Here is a 17,060-nt window from a genome sequence, read left to right as displayed (position 1 = left end):
GAGGATGGTGGTCAGGTCGGAGGAGGCGACGCTGGCGGAGTCGACGGTGGAGGCGAGGGCTTCCGGGCGGGACGGCTGCCGGGTACGGAGGTGTACTGGCTGCCGTCGAGGCGTTCCATGACCCGTTGGACCAGCCCGTTGGTGGCCACGATCTTCGACGTGAGCTGCTGCCGGGCCTCGGTGACGGGTGTCAGGGGGACTGAGCGTCTCTCGCTGTGCAACTCTTCGGAGTTGCTGCCGAGTTGCCGCACTAGGGAGATCTCGAACGCAAGGTCGATCTGGCGGATGGTGCTGCTCCGGCTGAGAGGGACGGTGGTCAGCGGCTGCGCCGCTTGACGGGTGTGCTGGACAGCGGAGTGGGGGCGGCACCGGGGCGTGACGGTGCTGGCGGGATGTCCTGCAGGGTGGCAATGCCGAGATCGACGCGCACGTCGATGCCGTCGGCGTGGAGGTGGGCCTCGGTCTGCACCACGGCGCTGACGACGGCCCGTTCACTGAGGTCATCCGGGAGCACGTACAGCGAGCCACCTGCTGAGGGTGCGAAGCGGTGCCGGGCCAGGACGGCGCGGGCTCCGTTCGTGGCCGCGGTCGCAGTGACGGTGCCGTCGGTGACGTAGATGGTCACGTCGGACTGGGTAGCTGGGCTTGCGCCGTGCTGGCGCGTGGTCCAGGCGAGGTCGACGAAGTCCATGGTGTGGGCAAGGAGCCCGTAGGCTGCGACGCCGGCGCGCTCGTGCGCGTCTTCGGCGCTCTCGGGCGACAGGAGGTAGAAGGTGCGGCCCTGGTGCTCGCGGGCGGTGAATCCCGCCCCGGTCAGGATGCGGGCGGCATTGCGTATAGGGCGGTTGAGGACGACGAAGGTCCATCCGTCGCCGGTCGAGCCGATGAAGACATCGGAATGGTCGATGAAAGCCATGGTGCTCCGGATGGGCATGGGACGGTGGGCGTGATCGAGGGGTCCGCGGTAGCCCTAGGAGGCGGTGTCGTACTCGCTCTGCTGGGGTGCGTGCTTGGCGATGGCGCGGGCGGTGATGGCCTTCGAGGCACGGGCGGAGGCGGCGGACAGCTCGTCAGCACCGGGCTCCAGGTACCACGGGCGCAGGTCGAGCATGGCGGCCCGCATGCCGGTGGCGAAGCACAGGGCGGTGCCCTTGGGCAGGGCGCGGATCGCGTCGGGGGGCAGGATCCGCTCCTGCCGCATTGACACGGAAGTCGACTTGCCGGACTCCGAGTGTGAGGTCGAAATGGTTTCCACGTCGTGGTCGCCGATCAAGCGGCTGAGCTTGTCCGCGAAATCTGGATCATCGATCCCAGAGCCGATCACCTTCACCGTGGAGGCGCTCCACATAGCGTCCATGCCAGCGTCTCCCCAGACCTTCTGGCCCTGGCGGTAGGACTGCAGGATCGTGATCGGGATGATGCCCCGCGAGCCGAGGTGCGAATACAGATCCGGCAAGTCGCTGATCTTGCACACGTTGGCGGCCTCGTCGAGGATCGCCAGCATGGGCGGGTCGAGCCGTCCGCCAGCGCGCTCGGCCTGGGCGGTCGCGGCCCGCATCACCGAATCCGCGCACGCCGCGATCAGCGCACTGGCGCCGCCGCCTCCGTCTTTGCTGAGTAGGAAGAGTGTGTCGGTCGAGCCGACGAACTGCGTCGGCTGGAATTCGGGGACGTCCTTCTGCGGCGTCACCCAGGCCGCGATCTCGGAGTTGAGCAGCGCGGCGGCGTACTGGCGGGCGGTCTCGTAGATGCCGTCGCGGGTCTCGGGCGGCCCCTCCACGGTGCCCTTCAACTGCGCAGCGACGGCGGCGAAGCCGTGATCACGAAGGATGTCGAGCGGGGTCCGGTCGGCAGGGAAAGCGAGCCACTGCATGATGTCGGTGATCGGCCGCTCGTCGAGGGCCGCGGCCAGGAGCAGCTGGGACAGGATGTTGCTGCCGGCCTTGGACCAGAAGTCGCCCTGCTGGGACGCGTCGACGCTCGCGGCGAGGAAGTGGCCGGCCAGCCGGTTCGCCCCGTCCAGGGTGGTCGCGCTGGCCAGGGGGTTCCACCACATCTCGCGGGCAGCATGGGCGATCTGCTGCGGGTCCATGGTCCACACCTGTCCCGCCTTCGCCCGCGCTTCGTAGGCCGTGGTGAAGGCATCGCCGGCGGCCTTGTTGCTGGTGAGCAGCACCGGTCCGGGGGCGTGCAGGATGGAGGGGATCGCGAGCGAGGTCGTCTTGCCGGACCGGGGCGCCATGATCGCGACGGCGACGTCCTCGAACCCCATGCGCACCTCGTGCTTGGTGCCCTGCAGGTTGCCCAGGAGAATGCCGGTGTCCTTCGCGTCGATGTTCTTGGCGTCCTTCAGACTCGGCCGCAGGGAGCGGGCCTTGTCGGTGATCGCCCTGGCCGTCAGGGGCTCGATGTCCTGGGCCTTGGCCATGTCTGCGATCTTCCTTTTCCGGCCGCCGCTGCGGCTCTTGTGCCGGCACCATACGACGCCGACCGCTGCCCCGAGGGCCAGGAGCAGAAGGACGGGCACGATGCGGGAGCCGATCAGCAGGGACGCTTCTCCCGCATCGGGCCAGACCTGCTCGGGGTGAAGCAGGGCGGCGGTCGGCTGGTACGGCGCCCAGTCGGCTCCGGTGAGGTAGGCGGTGATGTTGCCCGAGAGCCAGGCGAGGTGGGCGAGGGGGACGACGATCGCGAGTATGCCGAGGAGGAGGCGCAGAACGAGGTCGTATCCGTCGGTGGAACTGTTCGAGGAGGAGGAAGGTGGCAAGGGCTACGTGCTTCCGGGCGGGGAGGGATCAGGCCCTGCGGCCGTTCTTGACCGGCGCAGGCGCCGAGGGCATCGGGCTGGTCGGCGGGACGGTCTGCCGGGCAGCGAGGGTGTGGACGCGTTCTTCCAGCGCCCCGGCGACGAGTACGGCGGGCACGTCTGTGGTCCGGCGGGTGACGACGTTCGGACCGTGGGTCGGCAGACTGCGCACGCTGTCGGTGCGCGCTACGGGGGCCGGATCGGCGAGCGCGGCGGTGAACGCGGTGACCAGGCGCGCGGGAGTGTGCTCGCCGAAGCGGGCCTGCCACACCTTCTGATGCAGGCCGACCGTGACGGTGACGAACCAGGCCCTCGGATCATCCGGCGTTCCCAGGTGCTCGACGTACGTCGCGTTGTCGGGCGATACGAGGCCGCTCTCGCAGTACGGTGACCAACCGATCTGCAGGAGCGGTTCGTACGGGTCGGAGGGGGCGCTCGCTGCCGAGGCGGAGTCGGTGAGGGTGTCGGTGACGGCGGCGATGAGTTCGACGGGCGTGCGGGCGCCGAAGCTCGCGTACCAGGCGGGCCTGTCCGGCTCAGCAGCGTGGCTCAACGTGCACCACTGTCTGTCGGGATCGGGCTCCAGGCGCAGAAGGGCCTTCTGGTCGGGGCTGGCGAGCAGGACGCGTGGCATCAGGGGGTCGTTGCCGTGACTCCAGCCGCAGGCGCGGTGGAGGGGGACGGTGATCCAGGCGGGATCACCGCCGCCGGCGAGGTGACGCGGTGCGATGAAGTCGACCTCGACGGTCTCGGGAGCCGGGGGCATGCTCACTTCCGTGCCGCAATCCGCCGGACGGGGGCGGGGACCGGTGTGGGGGCCAGAGGCGAACGGGCCTTGCGAGCAGCGGAGTTGATCTCCCGGAGCGCCTTGCCGTGAGTGGCCCAGTCATCGAGGTAGCTCCACGATTCGGCGTGATGCTCGGCGAGGGCGTCGTCGAAGTCGGCGGTGCCGGGCTTGGCGGTGGCGGGGAGGGCGTCTCGGGTGGCCAGCCACTGCTCGTGCAGTTCGTCGAGCCGGTCGAGGGCGTCGCGCAGGACGCCCAACTGGTAGACCCAGCGGCTCTGCACCGTGTTCTCCGGCAGCTGGGCCAGCTGTGTCTCGGCGGTGGCCAGCAGGTGACGGGCGCCGTAGCGGAGCGGCTCGAACGCCGTGAGGGTGTCGGCGTCGCGCTGGCTCGCGCGGATGCCGTAGGCGTGGTCGTCGTGGGGCCAGCCGTCGAGGTCGGTGTGCTCGTCGGAGTAGGCGTCCCAGGCGTCGAGGATCTTCTTGCTGTCGCTCAGATAGTCGTCGAGGTGGCGCAGGAAGTCGCGGTGTGCGTGGTGGTCGAAGGAGATGGGGAGGGGTCCTGTCGGTTCAGCGGCGAGCGGCCGGCTGCGCGGTGCTGGCGTTCGCCGGGGTCGTCGCGGGTCTTGTCTGCTGACGGCGGGCGGAACGTGCCTGCGCGCGGAGGGACTTCAGGCGCGCGGCGTGGGCGTCGACCAGCTGCTGTGGGCGCAGTGGGCTGGGTTCCTGCACGGCGCTGTAGTGGCCGGTGCGGTCGTACATGCCGCGCTGGAGGGGGTTACGGTCGGCCAGTGCGGTGAGGAACGATCCGACCAGGTGGGCGGGGGTGTGCTCGTTGAAGTAGGCGTGCCAGATGCGCGGGCCGTGGAACTCTCCGTGGCCGGGCTCGCGGGTCTCGACGTGCCAGGACGGCAGGTCGTGGAATTCGCTCAGCGGGCGCAGTTCGATGTGGCACATGGAGTCTGGCGAGCGCGCTGTGCCCTCTGAATCGCGGTGCCACGCCGCCGAGGTCACCGGCTGCCACGGGTCCGGCTGCGGTGGCGGCGGGGCGACGAGGGCGTCGGTGAAGCCGGCGAGGACCTCGGCGGGCACGAGTTTGCCGAACTCGGCGTACCAGCCGGGTTCGGTGTCGGTGGGCTCCGCCCGCAGCCGCCACCAGGCGGAGGTGGCGGACTGCGGGTCGAACTGGAGGCGGTGGCGCAGGTCGGTGCTGTGCAGGACGATCTCGGCACTCAGGGGGTCGGAGACGGCGCTCCATCCGGCGGCGGCCAGACCGTGGGTGACGTGGCGGGCGTCTCCGGGGCCGGCGAGGTGGCGGGGGCTGGTGTCGAACGGGATGCGCCCGGCGTGCTTGTCTGCGTACGCGGCGAGCTGCCGTTCGCTCAGCGGCACCAGCAGCACCCCGGCTCGCTCGTGTCGGCGCTGCCGTACAGGTCGCGGAGGTCGTCCAGGACGTAGTGGAGGGTGTGCTGGTCGGTCTGCTCCCACGCGGCCGTGCGCAACTCGGTGATCAGAAGGTCGACCTGCGCGGTGCGCGGGACGTCCGTGTGGTTCTGAAGGGCACGGGCGAGGGCGCGCAGCGTGTCGGCGAGTTGGACGGGCAGGCCCGTGTACTCGTCGAGGAGAGGCTCGACGAGGGCGAGGGCCTCCACGGGGTCGGGGTTCTCGCGCAGGTAGTCAGTGAGGTCCGACAGCGTTTCGGTCAGTGTGTGGATGGTGTCCGGAGTGAGTGTGGGCATCGGGCTCCTTGGGACGGGGCGTCGGGTCAGCGGCGGGTCCGGGCGCCGCCGGCCGGGGTGTAGGGACGGGCGGTGGTGCGTGGCCGGGTGCTTCGGGCGCTGTTGCGGGCCCAGGTGGCGGCGCGGGCGGCCGTGATCCGGGCCTGCTGCCACGCACTGAGCTGGGAGGGCTTGACGGAGACTGACCAGGTACGGATCTGCGCGCTGTGCGGTACGCGTCCGCGCGGGCGCATCACGGGATCGGGGCTGGCGAGTTCGGTCGAGAAGGCTTGCACCAGGTGCATCGGGGTGTTGGGCGTGAAGTTGGCCGTCCAGCCGTTGCCCTGCTTGTCCTTCGCTCCGGTCCACCACATCGCCATGCCGTCGGGGCTGTGGTGGTATTGCATCCACGTGGTGCCGTCGGGGCTGGTCGCGGTGTAGTGATCGCCCTCGAAACGCGTGTGCCAGTTCTGCTCCTGCAACGGTGCCCACGCGTTGGGAGCGTGGGCGGAGCGGGGGCGGGTGAGGGCGTCGGTCAGACCGGCGACGATCTCCACCGGGGTCTGCCGGCCGAGGTGCGCCGTCCACTCGCCGTCGGGTCCGTCCGCTCTGCCGTGGACGGTCCACCCGCCGGGCAGGACGTAGGGGTCGTAGGCGACACGGACGGTGCGGTCGGGGCTCTCCATGAGCAGGGGGCCGTTCGTCTTGGACTTGTCCCGCCAGCCCGAGGCGCGCAGGAACGCCGCGACGTGGCGGACGTCGCCGCCGCCGGCGAGGGTCCGGGGCTGGACGAGGTAGTGCTGCTCGGCCTGTTCGCCTGGCCCCCAGCCCTGCCATTGCTTCTTCTTCACCGGTGCCGCCGGATGACGAGCGGTGCGGGTGCCGGGGGCTTCGCCGCGATGGTGGCGGGCTGGGTGCCGGCGTGCTGCAGGGTGTCCTTGTGTTCGTCCAGGTCGAGCGTGATGTCGTGCAGTTCGTTCGAGGCGCGGCCCAGAGCGAGCCATACCTCCGCGGGGAGGGCGCCTCGTTCGGCCTGGTCCTTGGCGAACACGCTGCCGGTGGCGACGAGGTGGGCGACGCCGCCGAGTACTCCGGCGTCCGGGTCGAGAACGCGGGCGATGACCTGCGCGGCCTGGGGAGGGGGGAGCTGAGAGAGGTGATCGGCGAGCTGGCCGAGCTGGCGGGTGATCTCGTCGGCCAGTCGCACCGGATAGGGGGCGGGGTGGGACATGCTCCTCCGGGTCAGGGGGTCGGTCAGTGGTGGTGGCGGTGGCCGACGCGCTGCGTCTCGGCGAGGACGGCCTCCGGGCGGGCGTCGGCCAGCGGGGAAGCGCGGTTCGGGCCGGTCGGGATGCAGGCGCGCAGATAGCGGCGGAACAGCGCGGTCGCGAGTCGGGGTTTGAGCCGGTGGCTGATCGGCGGGGGTGTGCGGGCTGCTACGGGTTTCTCCGGGATTGATTGGTGCGGTGGGCGGCCCCGGAGAGTGCCGGGGCCGCCCGGGCGGTCTTACGGGGTGCGCCGGGCCGGTGCGGGGTGCGAGGGGGAGCTGGCCGGTGGCGGATGCTGCGTGGAGGGACGGGCTGCACGGGTGCGGGCCTCGTGCACGGCTTGCCGGTAGGGGGCTTCGTCGAAGACGTCGGGCGTGCAGTTGACCTCGTATCCGGCCAGGAGCAGGGCGGGGATGGCGCGGGTCGCCAGGCGCTTCTGCTCGTCGGCGCTGAGGTGTTCGGGCACGGTGTGCCAGATGTAGAGCGGCCCGCTTGTGGGGTATTCGTGGCGTTCGAGGCCGAGTTGTTCCAGCAGGTCGTGGAGCTTGGCGGGGGCGCCGGTGGGGGTGTCGGCGTGGATGGTGGTCGTCAGGGCCTTGATGTAGATCTCGACGTCCGTGCCGTATTCGTCGGCCAGGTTGGCCATGTCTGTCTCTGCGGGGTCGGTGGCGGGAGGCCGAGGGCTGGGCGGTGCTCGGCGGCGGTGTGGGGGCCGCCGGTTGCGGAACCCGGGCGGCGTGGTTGCGGGCGCGGAGGATCACGTGCGCGGCCTGGCTCAGGGAGTTGGCGGTGTCCCCGAGCCGTGCGAGGGGTTCGGGTTCCTTGCCGGGGGAAGTCCCCTGGAGGTCGCTGGTGGCGATCCAGGCCCGGACGACCACTTCCCTGGTGCGGGGCAGCAGCCCGTTGACTGGGGCGGCGATCTCGGTCAGCACCTCGGCAGCCTCACTGCTGGTCTTGGCCGCGGAGGCCCGTTCGGCGAGATGGGCGAGGTAGCGCAGGGCCGCGTCACGTTCGCCGTCCGGTGTGGCCAGCATGTTCAGGGCGGGGTCGAGGTGGACGCTGTGGCCGGCGGCGAGCAGGGCGTGCGAGGCGGTGGTCGCCTTCAGCCGCTGCTGCTCGACGGGCAGGCTGTGGGGAAGCCGGTGGTAATCACCGCGTGGTCCGGCAGCGGAGAGGGAGCCGCCGGTTCGCTGGAGGATGTCCGCCGCCTTCTCGGTGCCGCCGATGGCGACGACCAGGCTGCTGCGGGGATCCTTGGTGATGGTGATGTACTCCAGCACCCAGAACTCGGACTCCGTCTCCTTCATCGAGCCCTGGTGGCCGACGCACGACTGCCGGCCGGAGAAGCCGGCATGGAGGCTGGGGCGGAGGTGGGCGCGGTCCGGCCTGCGGGGTGCTGGAGGGCGGTGCCGATGCCGAGCGCGTCCAGCTGCGGGCCGATCTCGCGCAGGGCGCGCGCCTGCGCCCTGGTGTCGTCACCGCCGAGGCGGTAGATGCCGCTCTGCGGGTCCTGGACGAAGCCGTGGGCGACGAGAATCACGCCGGCACGGTCGCCGAGGGGTGCGGTGGCGACGCTGCCGTCCTGCTGCCAGGTCAGGACGACCCGGTCGGCCTGGGAGGGCTGGATGCCGCCCAGGGCGTTGTGCCGGACCTGGGCGAGCGCGTGATCGTAGCGGGCGAGCAGGTCGCCGGCGACCTGCTCGGCGCCCAGGAACGGATCGTCGGCCAGGGCGATGCCGTTGGGCTCGGGGACGGCGCGGTACGCCTCGTCGGGCAGGGCGCGAGGGGCGATGGCGGCGATGAGGAAGCCGTCGCGTTCGTCGTGCCGGTCCAGAAGGACGAGCTGGGCGCCGTCCGGGCGGCTCAGGACGGCTGCCTGATGAAGCGGGCCCTCGGCGAGGGACGCGGCGACCAGGTCCAGGTCCCAGATGCGGTCGGCCAGTCCGGCGAGATCGTCCTTGGCCTCCGGCGGGAGGTGAGTGCTGGTCCAGGTGTCGGGGAGTTCGCCGATGAGGACGTCGGCGTACGAGGCGAGGCGCTCGGAGGTGTTGTGGTTGTGCATGGTGTCCTTGGGCGAGGTGGGTCAGCGGCGCAGTCCGGCGGCTACCGGTGGCGGCGGGGCCGGGAGCGTGCGCGGCGGGGGCGGGCAGGCGCACACGGCAAAGCGTTCGCGTTCGGTGGTGGGGACCTCCCCGGTGCAGGTGCTGCGGCCGGGGTGCGGGGCGTGCCGGTCGGCGAGGGCGTTGCGGGTGTGGGCGAGGTCGGTGCGGATGATGTGGAGGTGCTCGTCGGCGAGGTAGCGCAGCCGCCGGGCGGTGTAGGGGTCGGCCGCTTGGCCGAGACCGTCGTGGAAGTCGGCGGTGGCGGTGAGCACTTCCTCCAGCGCGGCGAGGATGCCGTCGTGGGCGGCGGTCAGCTCGGTCAGATCGTCGGCAGCCTCGTCCGTGGTGGTGGCGTCGCGAAGGCGCTCGGCGAGGTGGGCGACGGAGGAGCCCAGCGGCAGGTAACTGGACGGCCGGGCGTCAGTGTCGAAGTCCGGGGCGCAGTCGACGTGGTATCCGGCGGCCCGGAGGCGGGCGACGGCGTCGGTGGCAAGACGGGACTCGTCATCTTCGGCGAGGGCCGGTGGGAGCGCGATGGTAGGTCTCGTGGAGACGGACGACGGCGACGAAACCCGCGCGCTGGAGGATGCTGTGTGCCTCGGAGTCACCGCCGCAGGCGAGGAGTTCGTCGGAGTGCGGGTCGTGGCGGATGTCCAGGAAGTGGTCGGTACGGGGCAAGGAGACGTTTCTCCTACGGCGATCGGCGGGCGGTGCGCCGGGCGGCGGGCGGTACGGCGGCGACCCGGGGCTGGACCAGCTGCGCGGCGGTACTGTCCAGGTCCTGCTGGATGGCGTGGAGGCGGCGGGCGATCAGCTCCAGGCGGTGCGCCGTGTCGGTTCCGGCGGCGCCGGGCTGGCGGGCGATCCGGTGCGCGGTGTGCTCGACCAGTCCGCGGACCGTGGCCAGCGGGCCGGTCTGCTCGTCGGCGAGTTGCGCGAGGACGCTCGCGAACTGGGCCGATGCCGTGGGCGCCGTACGGATGGCGGGCCGCGCCGCGGGGCCGGAGCGGATGGGGATCAGGTGGAGGTCCTGCTCGATGCGGCGTGCCTCGGCCGAGAGGCACCGCAGGATATCGGCGGGCGGGGCGTGCCACGCGCCGTCGAGGTGGATCAGGTTGGCGATCAAATCGATGCGTCCGGGCTGCGCCTGAACGGCAATCCACCGGCAGCCGTGCTCCTTGCCGGGAATCTCGATGCCGGCAACGCGGGCGAGCCGGTGGGCGGTCTCGGCCCACTCGGGGCCGGTCAGCTCCCGGTCGTCCGGGTGAAGCCGGACGTCGAGGTGGAGGATCGCCCGCCGGTCGTCGTCCGGGCTGGCGGCGAACGGGTGCTCCAGGTACGGGTCTTCGAGGTGCTCGGCCCACTGGACCGATGTCCAGGTCTTCTGCTCGTCGTCCAGGGTGAAGTAATCCAGGCCCGGCCAGTGGGCGACGACCGTGTACTCCGTCAGACCCTCATTCGGCGAAACTGGCCGCCCCAGGGCCTCGGCGAGCGGGTCGTGCGGCGTGTGGGTCCGCTCGTGCAGGCGGGGGATCACCGGCCGCCCCGGACGTCGGCGATGTGCACGAGTTGGTTGAGGGCGGTGGTGGTGTACCAGCCGCAGTCGATCAGCTCGTCACGGCCCGCATACCGCGGCAGGAGCGCGTCTTCCATGGCCCGCAGGTAGATCAGGCAGTCCGGGCAGCGGCGCGAGAGGTGCACGAGGTAGCGGGGGTGGCCGGTGACGTAGGTTTGGGCGCCGCCGGTCGCATCACGCAGCCGCCAGCCGTCCTCGTCGGTCGGGGTGTGCCAGGACGGGGCGACGACGCGCATCGCGTCGCCCCACAGGTCCCCGCCGGCCACCCCCTTCAGGACGACGACGGTGTCGCCGGCCTGGAAGTGCTGGTGCGTGATGTCCCGGGCGGGAGTGAGCGGGTCGGGCGTCGGCGCGAACGCCGAAGTGGGCGGGGGCTGGGACATGCGGTTCCTTCCACGCAATCGGTGGCGGGGTGGGAGGAACAATGGTCCGGAGGAACGCCGGTTTGGCTAACCGGCGTTTCCCGGCTATGTTCCCCCGCCGTCAGCGGAACGGGTTCTCCGTACCGCGGTCGTTCTCGCCTGCAGCGTTGAGGAGTTCGAGCAGGTCAGAGCCCTCGGCGTCGCGCTGGTCGATCCACCATCCGGCGGCGGTGATGGAGCGGGCCTTCTCCTCCAACTCCGCCCAGTCCGCCTCGTCCCAGGTCCCTTCCACGACCAGCGCGGTGTGCGCGGCCGTCATCAGCTGGTGGCGGGAGCGCTCGCCCCACTCCAGGGCCTTGGCCGGGCCTTCCAACTGCTGCATGTCAAACTGCTTCGCCCACGCGACGGCAGCCACCTGCTCAGCGGCGCGCTTGGCCGCGAGCCACTCTTCCTTGGATTCGGTGTCGGCGTCGCGGGCGGCCTTCCAGCAGTCGGTGCAGTCGCGGCCTTCGAGCCAGCGGGCGAATCCGGCGCGCCGGTCGGCAGGTCGGTCGGACAGGTTGTGTGCCACTTCGTGTCCACAGCTGTGGACAATTTTCCAGGTCGTACGGACAGCCATATTCGGGGTGATCTCCTTGCGGTGGCGGGCAGTTCAGGGGTTAAGGGCGGGTCTGTGCGATCGAGTAGACAGATGGTGGTGGCCTGCGTCGTCGCGGAGGGTCGTACATCAGATGCACGATTCATGCGGCCCACGGAGGTGGTCTGGAGTGCTTGGCGGTGGTCTCGGGGACGCTTCCGCCTTCTGCGTCGTCTCAGCGTGTCCTGCGGATGGCGTCTGTGGCCGCCTTGGCGATGGCGACGGGAGCGCTGGAGGGCCGGGGCAGGTGCAGCAAGGTGGTTCCCGGCAGGTGCTGGGACTTGGCGGTGAGGGTGAGCTGGAGTACGGCGCAGCCGGCGGTCGTGAGCTGCTTGACGCGGGTGACGGCTTGAGCGGTTTCGTCGCTGCCGTACCGGGCGTCGGTGACGATCACGAGGAGGCGGCCGGCGCCGGGGCGGCTGAGTTCGAGGCCGTGGTCGAGTGCGTCGATGGCGTCGCCGAGGTTGTGGTGGCCGCCCTTGGCATCGAACGTCGTCACGCGCTCTGGTGCTCGGTGGGTGGGCCGGATCAGTGCGGTCAGGTGCCTGTCGTAGGCGATGGTGGCGGTGAGGGAGTCGGGGTCGGTCAGGGCTGCTGCGCGTGCCACCATCCAGGCAGCGGACGCGACGGGCGCGCAGGCGGCACGCATGGAGCCGGAGACGTCGACGGCGATACCCACACGCAGCGGTGGGGTGGGGGAGTTCCGGCGGCGGGTGTGGGTGAACGGTTCCGCGGTGGGGACCGACCCGGCCGCACGCTGGGCGTCGCGGGCGAGGGCCGCGCGCATGTTGAGGCGGCCGGGCGGGGTGGGGCTGGTGGTCCGCTCCTCGGTCCGCTCGCGGTAGGCGGCGGCGCGCAGGGCGCGGCTCAGGCGCGCGGCGGCACTCTGCTCGGCGGCGGTGGGCCTGCGGGTGCCGGTGACCGGGTTGCCGGAGGGCGCCGGTGTGCCGTCGGGGGTGACGGTGGTGCCACGGGCGTTGAAGACCGACTTGGCGGTGGCGGCGGCTTTGCGTCGCCGGCCGGCCCGCTGGGCGCGGTCCTGAGCCTGCGCCTTGGACTGCGCGGCCATGGCGTTGGTCGCTGCGGCCTGTGCCGCGAGATCGGCGGCATCGGTGGCTGCCGTGCTGTCCATGACGACCCCCACGGCGCCGGACAGCAGATCGGTGAGGTTCTCCGGCACGGGCAGGGCGGGGGCCGCGGTGTCCAGAGCGTCGCACCATTTTTGAGCGTGCGCGAGCATGGTCGTGGCGTCGTGGTCGGCGCACTGATGGGCTGCGGTCCAGATGCGGGTGAGTGTGGCCAGCAGGTCTGCGCCCAGCACCTTTTCGCACAGATCGGCGACGGCCCGGGTCTCGCCGGCGTCCAGGATGCCGACGTCACGGCGGCCGAGGACCAGGGCCGCCACGCCGGCGGCGTGCTCGATGCCCTGGAGGGTGGGGTGGGCGATGTCGGGCATGACCAGGGTTCGGGCACTGGTGCGCAGGTACGCGCGGTCCGTGGGCCGCGTGATCAGATGTGCGCCTTCGACACGGCTCTCCTCCAGCAGGAGCGCGGCCTCGACGACACGGGGGTCCGCTCCGGCAGGCTGTCTCCAGACGGAGTGGGCCGCGTGCGCGGCCTCGTGGACGAACACTCCCCAGGCGGCGGGATACCGGTCCTCATCGCCCACGATCCGCGGATGGATCTCGTGGGGCTTAAGCGGGGCGAACAGGCCGGCGTCGAACTCGACCTCGCCCAGAGTGGGGAAGAACGCGGCCGGTGCGCCGCTGCGCGTGCCGGGGCGGCAGGTGACGAGGAGGTCCTGGCGGCCGGAGAGGGCGACCAACCGATCGCCGAGTTCGGCTCCCACGCGCAGCCACGCGTCCGGGGAAGAACGGGGTTGCGCGGGCGGGGCGCCGTCGTCGTCCCATCGCGCGAGGTCGGCGTCGTCGTCCCGGGTGGTGGCGGGCGACTGGACGTGGTGGTGGGCGCTCAACGCGAGCGGCCCCGGTGCGCGGAGCCGGTGCTGCCCGCGGGCTGCCGGACGGCCGAGGCGGGGAGCTGCTTGCCGAGGGTGAGGGGCGCGATCTTCGTGACGCCGGCAGCCTTGATGACGGCGGCGGCGACGGCGTCGCGATCCTCCACAGGAGCGATGCCGACCAGGTTCGCGAGCGCGGCCTTGGTGCCGAGGACGGCCTCGGTCTTCTGGTAGCTGAGCAGTTCCCGCAGTTGGGGGGCCCAGCCCAGCTCGCCGAGTTCGACCTGGTGGGCGAGGTGTCGGGCGACCCGGACAACCCGTGCATCGATCCTCAAGGCCAGGGCGAGGTCATAGTCCGTGCCGATCTGGATCTGCACGCTGAACCGGCTCGCGAGCGCCTCCGTCAACACCGCCCCGTGGACGCCGGGATTGTGGCCCGCCACCACGTAGAAGCCCGGCTCGGCCTTGATGGTCTCGCCCTTGTGGGCCTTGACCTGGATCTGCCTGCGCCCGTCCATCGCGGGATACAGCGCCGCCAGGACCTTCGGTGAGATCAAGGTGGCATCGTCGATCAGCAGGGCGCGGCCTTCGGTCATCGCGGTGACCAGCGGACCGTACTGGAAGACGTAGGCTCCCGCGTCGTCCTGCGTGTACTCGCCGATCAAGTCGCCGACCGTGGTGTCGCCGTCACCGGCGACGGTGAGCAGGTCCTCGAACGCCGCCTCGACCAGACTCGTCTTGCCGGTGCCCGGAGGGCCGTAGAGCAGCACCGGCACGTCGGCGTCGCGCAGGCGATTCAACGCCTCGACGTCGGGCAGATCGGCCAGCTCCCGCGGGTGGTAGAGCTGGCCCCCCGCGCGGCGGATCGGGCCGGTCCGCCTGGGCCTGGCTGCTGCGGGAGTGGTCGTGCGAGCCGTGGTCGTCTGGGCGCGGGGAGAGTGGGTGCCCGGTGGGCTGATCACAGCGGTCTGCGCGGCTGCGGCGGTTTTCGCGTTCGCGCGGAACTCCGGTTGTCCACTTCCGCCTTGGTCGGCTTCGCCGCGTCGCACCAGGGTGAGGGCGGCGTTGCGGACGGCGCCGTGGGAGTGGCCCAGCTGCCTGGCCATGTCCCCGATGGTGAGCGTGTCCGCCGGCCGGTCGGCCAGCAGTCGGGCCACCTTGGCCCGTAGTTCGCCGCCCTTGGTGCGCGCTGGACCGGTAGGCGTTCCGGGTGCGGTCAAAACGAGGCCCCTTCAACAGGTGCGGGTGCGGGTGAGGGTTGGGTTGGCGATGCGCTGGAGAGGCTGGCCGCTCTCGGAGCGGATCACGGACTGTGCCGACAACGGCGACCGGGCCAACCGGGGCGTACCGTCGGCGCTCACCGGCCGACCGAGGGCTCGGTCCAGGTGCACGGGATGGCCGGCGACGAGCAGCTCGCCGGCTGCCGAGCAGGCCCGTGCGTCCGCTCCGTACCGGGTTCCGTCGCTCGGCAGACGCAGCCTGGCGTCTCTTCGAAGCCGGCCTGGAGCAGGATCCGCCGGGCGGCGGCGTTGTAGCCGGTGGTGGTGATCTCGCCGGTGATGGTGTGCCGGATCGTCATGAACGGCTCTGCTGGTGCTTCGGGCAAGGCGGATCTTCTATCGGTGGTGGCGGGAAAGTGGTGGGGTGTTGGGTGAAGGCGAGGCGGGCCCGGAGCTTCCAGCACATCAACGGTGCGTGGCTGGACCACGAACGATGGGCAATGACTGCCGACATGCTCCAGGTCTCGACGGGCCTCACCGCCCCGCAGCTACTGACTCGCCTTTCCGCACGTTCTGATAGCCGGGTGTACCAACAACAGCCATAAGTGGATCTCCTTAAAAGGGTTGAAAAGTAGGGGACTTGCGCCTTGATCAGGGCGTCTTGTGCCGGCCTCGGAGCGGGCGGCGGTACCGGCAGCCCGGAAGCTGTCCGGTGGTGCCGACGAACTGCCCGGCGCCGATCGAGACGATCAGTCACGCGTACGCCTCGCTGGTGCGGCTTGCGGGGGGTGAGGAGGCCGGCGACGTACGGGCTGCCCAGCACCGCGCTGTAGGTGATGCCCGGCGCCGGAGCCGCGGGTGCGGTCAGGGACCACGGGTGCTTCCTCGGTGGTTAGCGGTGGCGGGCAGGCGTGCTGGTGCGGGTCGGCGGAGTGGGGGGTGTGGTGTCCACGGCGGGGCGCGGGCGGATTCGCAGCACGGGGGTGCGGTGCGGCGGCAGGACGGCGACGGTCGCGCCGAGGTCCTCGGCCGCCTCCTCGACTTCGCGGGTGAGGAACTCGATCTGCCGGCCCAGCGCCGAGAGACGGGCGGCGATCTGGCGGCCCTGCACGGTCTCCAGAGCGCTGGCGAACTGGCCGCTGGTCTCCAGGAGTTCCTGGAGACGGACCATCGGGCCCGGGGTGTAGCCGCGTTGGACGGCGCCGAGGAGAGCTTCGGAGGCGTCTCCTGCGGTCCGGCCTTCGACGACGTCGCGGATGAGTTCCTGCAGCGACACCTCCGGGACCGGCGCAGGGCGGTTGAACCGGGAGACGTCCGCGCGCAGCACACCGGGCGGGACCGGGACGGGCAGTGCCTTTCCTGCCTCGTATTCGTGGGCGTAGTGCCCGATCACCTGCCAGCCCGGCGCGTCCGGGTCACCTCGCAGCGCGACCAGCGTCGAGTCGTCGTCTTCGACAAGGTGGGCGAGGGTGATCGGCTGCCCGTCGGCGGCGTACCACGACTCGGTCCGCTCAAGCCCGCCTCGCCTCTGAGCGGCCTGGGCCATCTCGGTCCACATCTGCTGTTCCTCGTCGGTCAGCGGGGCCTTGGGGCGGTGGTGTTTGTGCTGGTCGGCAAGGTTGCTGGCGATGGAGCTGTGGTCGGCCCAGGCGGTGAGGTGTGGCCACAGGGCCGAATGACGCGCGAGTTCGGCAGGGGAGCCGGGGGTATCCGGCTGGTCGAGGGCCCGGCGGATCTCGGCGGCGGAGGCGGCCAGGGCGTCCAGCACGGCCCGCCACCCGGCCAGGTGCCGGGCCGGTGGCAGTTCGTCGAGCGCACGGCGGGCGGCATCGAGCAGAGCATCGGCGTGCGGGGCGAGATGGGTGGTGTACGCCTCCACCGCAGCCCTGTTGCGGTGGGCTCGTGCGGCTGCCGCGGCGCCTGCGTGGACGGTGCGACCGTAGCGGTCGCATGTCATGTCGAGCGCGGCCTCGCTTTCGCGGTCGATGACCGCCATCCGCAGCCGGAAGTTGCGTGCACTGTCCGTGAGTTCCGGTGTCACCGGGACGGAGCCGTCGGGGGTCGGATTGCTCGCGGGCGTCATCGGGACCGTCCACTGCCCGAGGCCGTCAGGTGGACGGTCGGTGCGTAGGTGGGCTTCGGTGGGATCGGTCGGGCCGAGGGCGGGGAAATGGTGGGCGGTGTGGCGCGCTGCGTCGTTCGGCCGGCTGCTGCTTGGGCGAGACGGCTGCGGCGCTCCTGGAGCCCGTTCGGCCGGTCCGGGCGTGGTGGGCCGGCGGAGAGGGACGGGTCGGGGCGAATGTCGGCCTGCACGCTGTAGCCGAGGCTGCGCAGGTCGTGGACGGCTTGGCGGGTACGGCGCAGCCCATCGCGTTCCGGCTCGGTGAGCCGGTACAGGCCCGGCGAAAAGGGGACGGGCTCGAACTGCTCGCGGACGAGGAACCACTCGGCCAGGTGAGGGGTGAAGCTCGGTGCGGCGGTGGCGACGAAACCGTGTTCGGGATGGGCACGGAAGCGGAAGTGGTCGGACAGAGAAGGATTCCTTCTTTCTGCTGGTCAGCGGCGAGGGGACGGCGGGTGGGTCGTGGTACGCCGGGCTGGTCTCAAGGGGGCGGTCCGCCGGGGGAGGG

At 71.4% G+C, this 17,060-nt stretch carries 19 protein-coding genes; all 19 read right to left on the bottom strand.

Annotation, left to right across the window (positions count from 1 at the left end; all coding sequences use genetic code 11):
* Nucleotides 1-316: 316 nt before the first annotated feature.
* A complete protein-coding gene (locus ACFYX4_RS31255) occupies nt 317-916 on the bottom strand; it encodes a hypothetical protein (protein ID WP_389340324.1) in 600 nt (199 codons plus the stop codon).
* Between the two features lie 54 nt (nt 917-970).
* Nucleotides 971-2,767, bottom strand: a complete 1,797-nt coding sequence (locus tag ACFYX4_RS31250; protein ID WP_389340322.1) for a type IV secretory system conjugative DNA transfer family protein — start codon at nt 2,765-2,767, stop codon at nt 971-973.
* Nucleotides 2,768-2,795: 28 nt separating this feature from the next.
* Nucleotides 2,796-3,572: a DUF317 domain-containing protein gene (locus ACFYX4_RS31245; RefSeq protein WP_389340320.1), complete on the bottom strand. Its 777-nt coding sequence runs from the start codon at nt 3,570-3,572 to the stop codon at nt 2,796-2,798.
* A gap of 2 nt (nt 3,573-3,574) precedes the next feature.
* Complete coding sequence (locus tag ACFYX4_RS31240) at nt 3,575-3,874, bottom strand: hypothetical protein (RefSeq protein ID WP_389340318.1); 300 nt, start codon at nt 3,872-3,874, stop codon at nt 3,575-3,577.
* A 286-nt stretch (nt 3,875-4,160) separates the two neighbouring features.
* Nucleotides 4,161-4,982, bottom strand: coding sequence for a DUF317 domain-containing protein (locus tag ACFYX4_RS31235; protein ID WP_389340316.1), 822 nt, complete (start codon nt 4,980-4,982; stop codon nt 4,161-4,163).
* On the bottom strand, nt 4,973-5,329 hold the full coding sequence (locus tag ACFYX4_RS31230; protein WP_389340314.1) for a hypothetical protein: 357 nt from the start codon (nt 5,327-5,329) through the stop codon (nt 4,973-4,975). Before ACFYX4_RS31230 ends, ACFYX4_RS31235 begins: the two co-directional genes overlap by 10 nt.
* Nucleotides 5,330-5,355: 26 nt before the next feature.
* On the bottom strand, nt 5,356-6,159 hold the full coding sequence (locus ACFYX4_RS31225) for a DUF317 domain-containing protein (RefSeq protein ID WP_389340312.1): 804 nt from the start codon (nt 6,157-6,159) through the stop codon (nt 5,356-5,358).
* Nucleotides 6,156-6,539 (bottom strand): hypothetical protein, encoded by a 384-nt coding sequence (locus ACFYX4_RS31220; RefSeq protein ID WP_389340310.1) that lies wholly within the window; start codon nt 6,537-6,539, stop codon nt 6,156-6,158. The genes ACFYX4_RS31225 and ACFYX4_RS31220 overlap by 4 nt, the downstream gene beginning before the upstream one ends.
* Before the next feature lie 275 nt (nt 6,540-6,814).
* Complete coding sequence (locus ACFYX4_RS31215) at nt 6,815-7,222, bottom strand: hypothetical protein (RefSeq protein WP_389340308.1); 408 nt, start codon at nt 7,220-7,222, stop codon at nt 6,815-6,817.
* 657 nt (nt 7,223-7,879) lie between these two features.
* Nucleotides 7,880-8,638, bottom strand: a complete 759-nt coding sequence (locus ACFYX4_RS31210) for a hypothetical protein (protein ID WP_389340306.1) — start codon at nt 8,636-8,638, stop codon at nt 7,880-7,882.
* Nucleotides 8,639-8,659: 21 nt separating this feature from the next.
* On the bottom strand, nt 8,660-9,286 hold the full coding sequence (locus ACFYX4_RS31205) for a hypothetical protein (protein ID WP_389340304.1): 627 nt from the start codon (nt 9,284-9,286) through the stop codon (nt 8,660-8,662).
* 83 nt (nt 9,287-9,369) lie between these two features.
* Entirely contained in the window at nt 9,370-10,215 is an 846-nt protein-coding gene (locus tag ACFYX4_RS31200; protein WP_389340302.1) for a relaxase/mobilization nuclease, read from the bottom strand.
* The gene (locus ACFYX4_RS31195) at nt 10,212-10,637 is read right to left on the bottom strand and encodes a hypothetical protein (protein ID WP_389340300.1); all 426 of its coding nucleotides are present in this window, start codon (nt 10,635-10,637) and stop codon (nt 10,212-10,214) included. The genes ACFYX4_RS31200 and ACFYX4_RS31195 overlap by 4 nt, the downstream gene beginning before the upstream one ends.
* A 100-nt stretch (nt 10,638-10,737) precedes the next feature.
* Nucleotides 10,738-11,187, bottom strand: coding sequence for a hypothetical protein (locus tag ACFYX4_RS31190; protein ID WP_389340298.1), 450 nt, complete (start codon nt 11,185-11,187; stop codon nt 10,738-10,740).
* Nucleotides 11,188-11,428: 241 nt separating this feature from the next.
* Complete coding sequence (locus ACFYX4_RS31185; protein WP_389340296.1) at nt 11,429-13,228, bottom strand: hypothetical protein; 1,800 nt, start codon at nt 13,226-13,228, stop codon at nt 11,429-11,431.
* Nucleotides 13,225-14,367, bottom strand: coding sequence for an AAA family ATPase (locus ACFYX4_RS31180; RefSeq protein ID WP_389340544.1), 1,143 nt, complete (start codon nt 14,365-14,367; stop codon nt 13,225-13,227). The genes ACFYX4_RS31185 and ACFYX4_RS31180 overlap by 4 nt, the downstream gene beginning before the upstream one ends.
* Nucleotides 14,368-14,567: 200 nt before the next feature.
* Nucleotides 14,568-14,789, bottom strand: a complete 222-nt coding sequence (locus tag ACFYX4_RS31175; protein WP_389340542.1) for a hypothetical protein — start codon at nt 14,787-14,789, stop codon at nt 14,568-14,570.
* A 533-nt stretch (nt 14,790-15,322) separates the two neighbouring features.
* Nucleotides 15,323-16,513 carry a hypothetical protein gene (locus tag ACFYX4_RS31170; protein WP_389340294.1) on the bottom strand — a complete coding sequence of 397 codons (1,191 nt, stop codon included), beginning with the start codon at nt 16,511-16,513 and terminating at the stop codon, nt 15,323-15,325.
* Entirely contained in the window at nt 16,510-16,962 is a 453-nt protein-coding gene (locus tag ACFYX4_RS31165) for a hypothetical protein (RefSeq protein WP_389340540.1), read from the bottom strand. The genes ACFYX4_RS31170 and ACFYX4_RS31165 overlap by 4 nt, the downstream gene beginning before the upstream one ends.
* Nucleotides 16,963-17,060: the final 98 nt, after the last annotated feature.

The organism is Streptomyces sp. NPDC002328 (genome assembly GCF_042890065.1).
Lineage (GTDB): Bacteria > Actinomycetota > Actinomycetes > Streptomycetales > Streptomycetaceae > Streptomyces.
The sequence above is the reverse complement of the archived record's forward strand: the minus strand, read 5'-3'. Positions and strand labels throughout refer to the sequence as shown.

Coding starts and splice junctions, on each gene's coding strand:
- ACFYX4_RS31255 (WP_389340324.1), bottom strand. CDS start 916: ATGGCTTTCATCGACCATTCCGATGTCTTCATCGGCTCGACCGGCGAC.
- ACFYX4_RS31245 (WP_389340320.1), bottom strand. CDS start 3,572: ATGCCCCCGGCTCCCGAGACCGTCGAGGTCGACTTCATCGCACCGCGT.
- ACFYX4_RS31230 (WP_389340314.1), bottom strand. CDS start 5,329: ATGCCCACACTCACTCCGGACACCATCCACACACTGACCGAAACGCTG.
- ACFYX4_RS31220 (WP_389340310.1), bottom strand. CDS start 6,539: ATGTCCCACCCCGCCCCCTATCCGGTGCGACTGGCCGACGAGATCACC.
- ACFYX4_RS31215 (WP_389340308.1), bottom strand. CDS start 7,222: ATGGCCAACCTGGCCGACGAATACGGCACGGACGTCGAGATCTACATC.
- ACFYX4_RS31210 (WP_389340306.1), bottom strand. CDS start 8,638: ATGCACAACCACAACACCTCCGAGCGCCTCGCCTCGTACGCCGACGTC.
- ACFYX4_RS31195 (WP_389340300.1), bottom strand. CDS start 10,637: ATGTCCCAGCCCCCGCCCACTTCGGCGTTCGCGCCGACGCCCGACCCG.
- ACFYX4_RS31175 (WP_389340542.1), bottom strand. CDS start 14,789: ATGACGATCCGGCACACCATCACCGGCGAGATCACCACCACCGGCTAC.
- ACFYX4_RS31170 (WP_389340294.1), bottom strand. CDS start 16,513: ATGACGCCCGCGAGCAATCCGACCCCCGACGGCTCCGTCCCGGTGACA.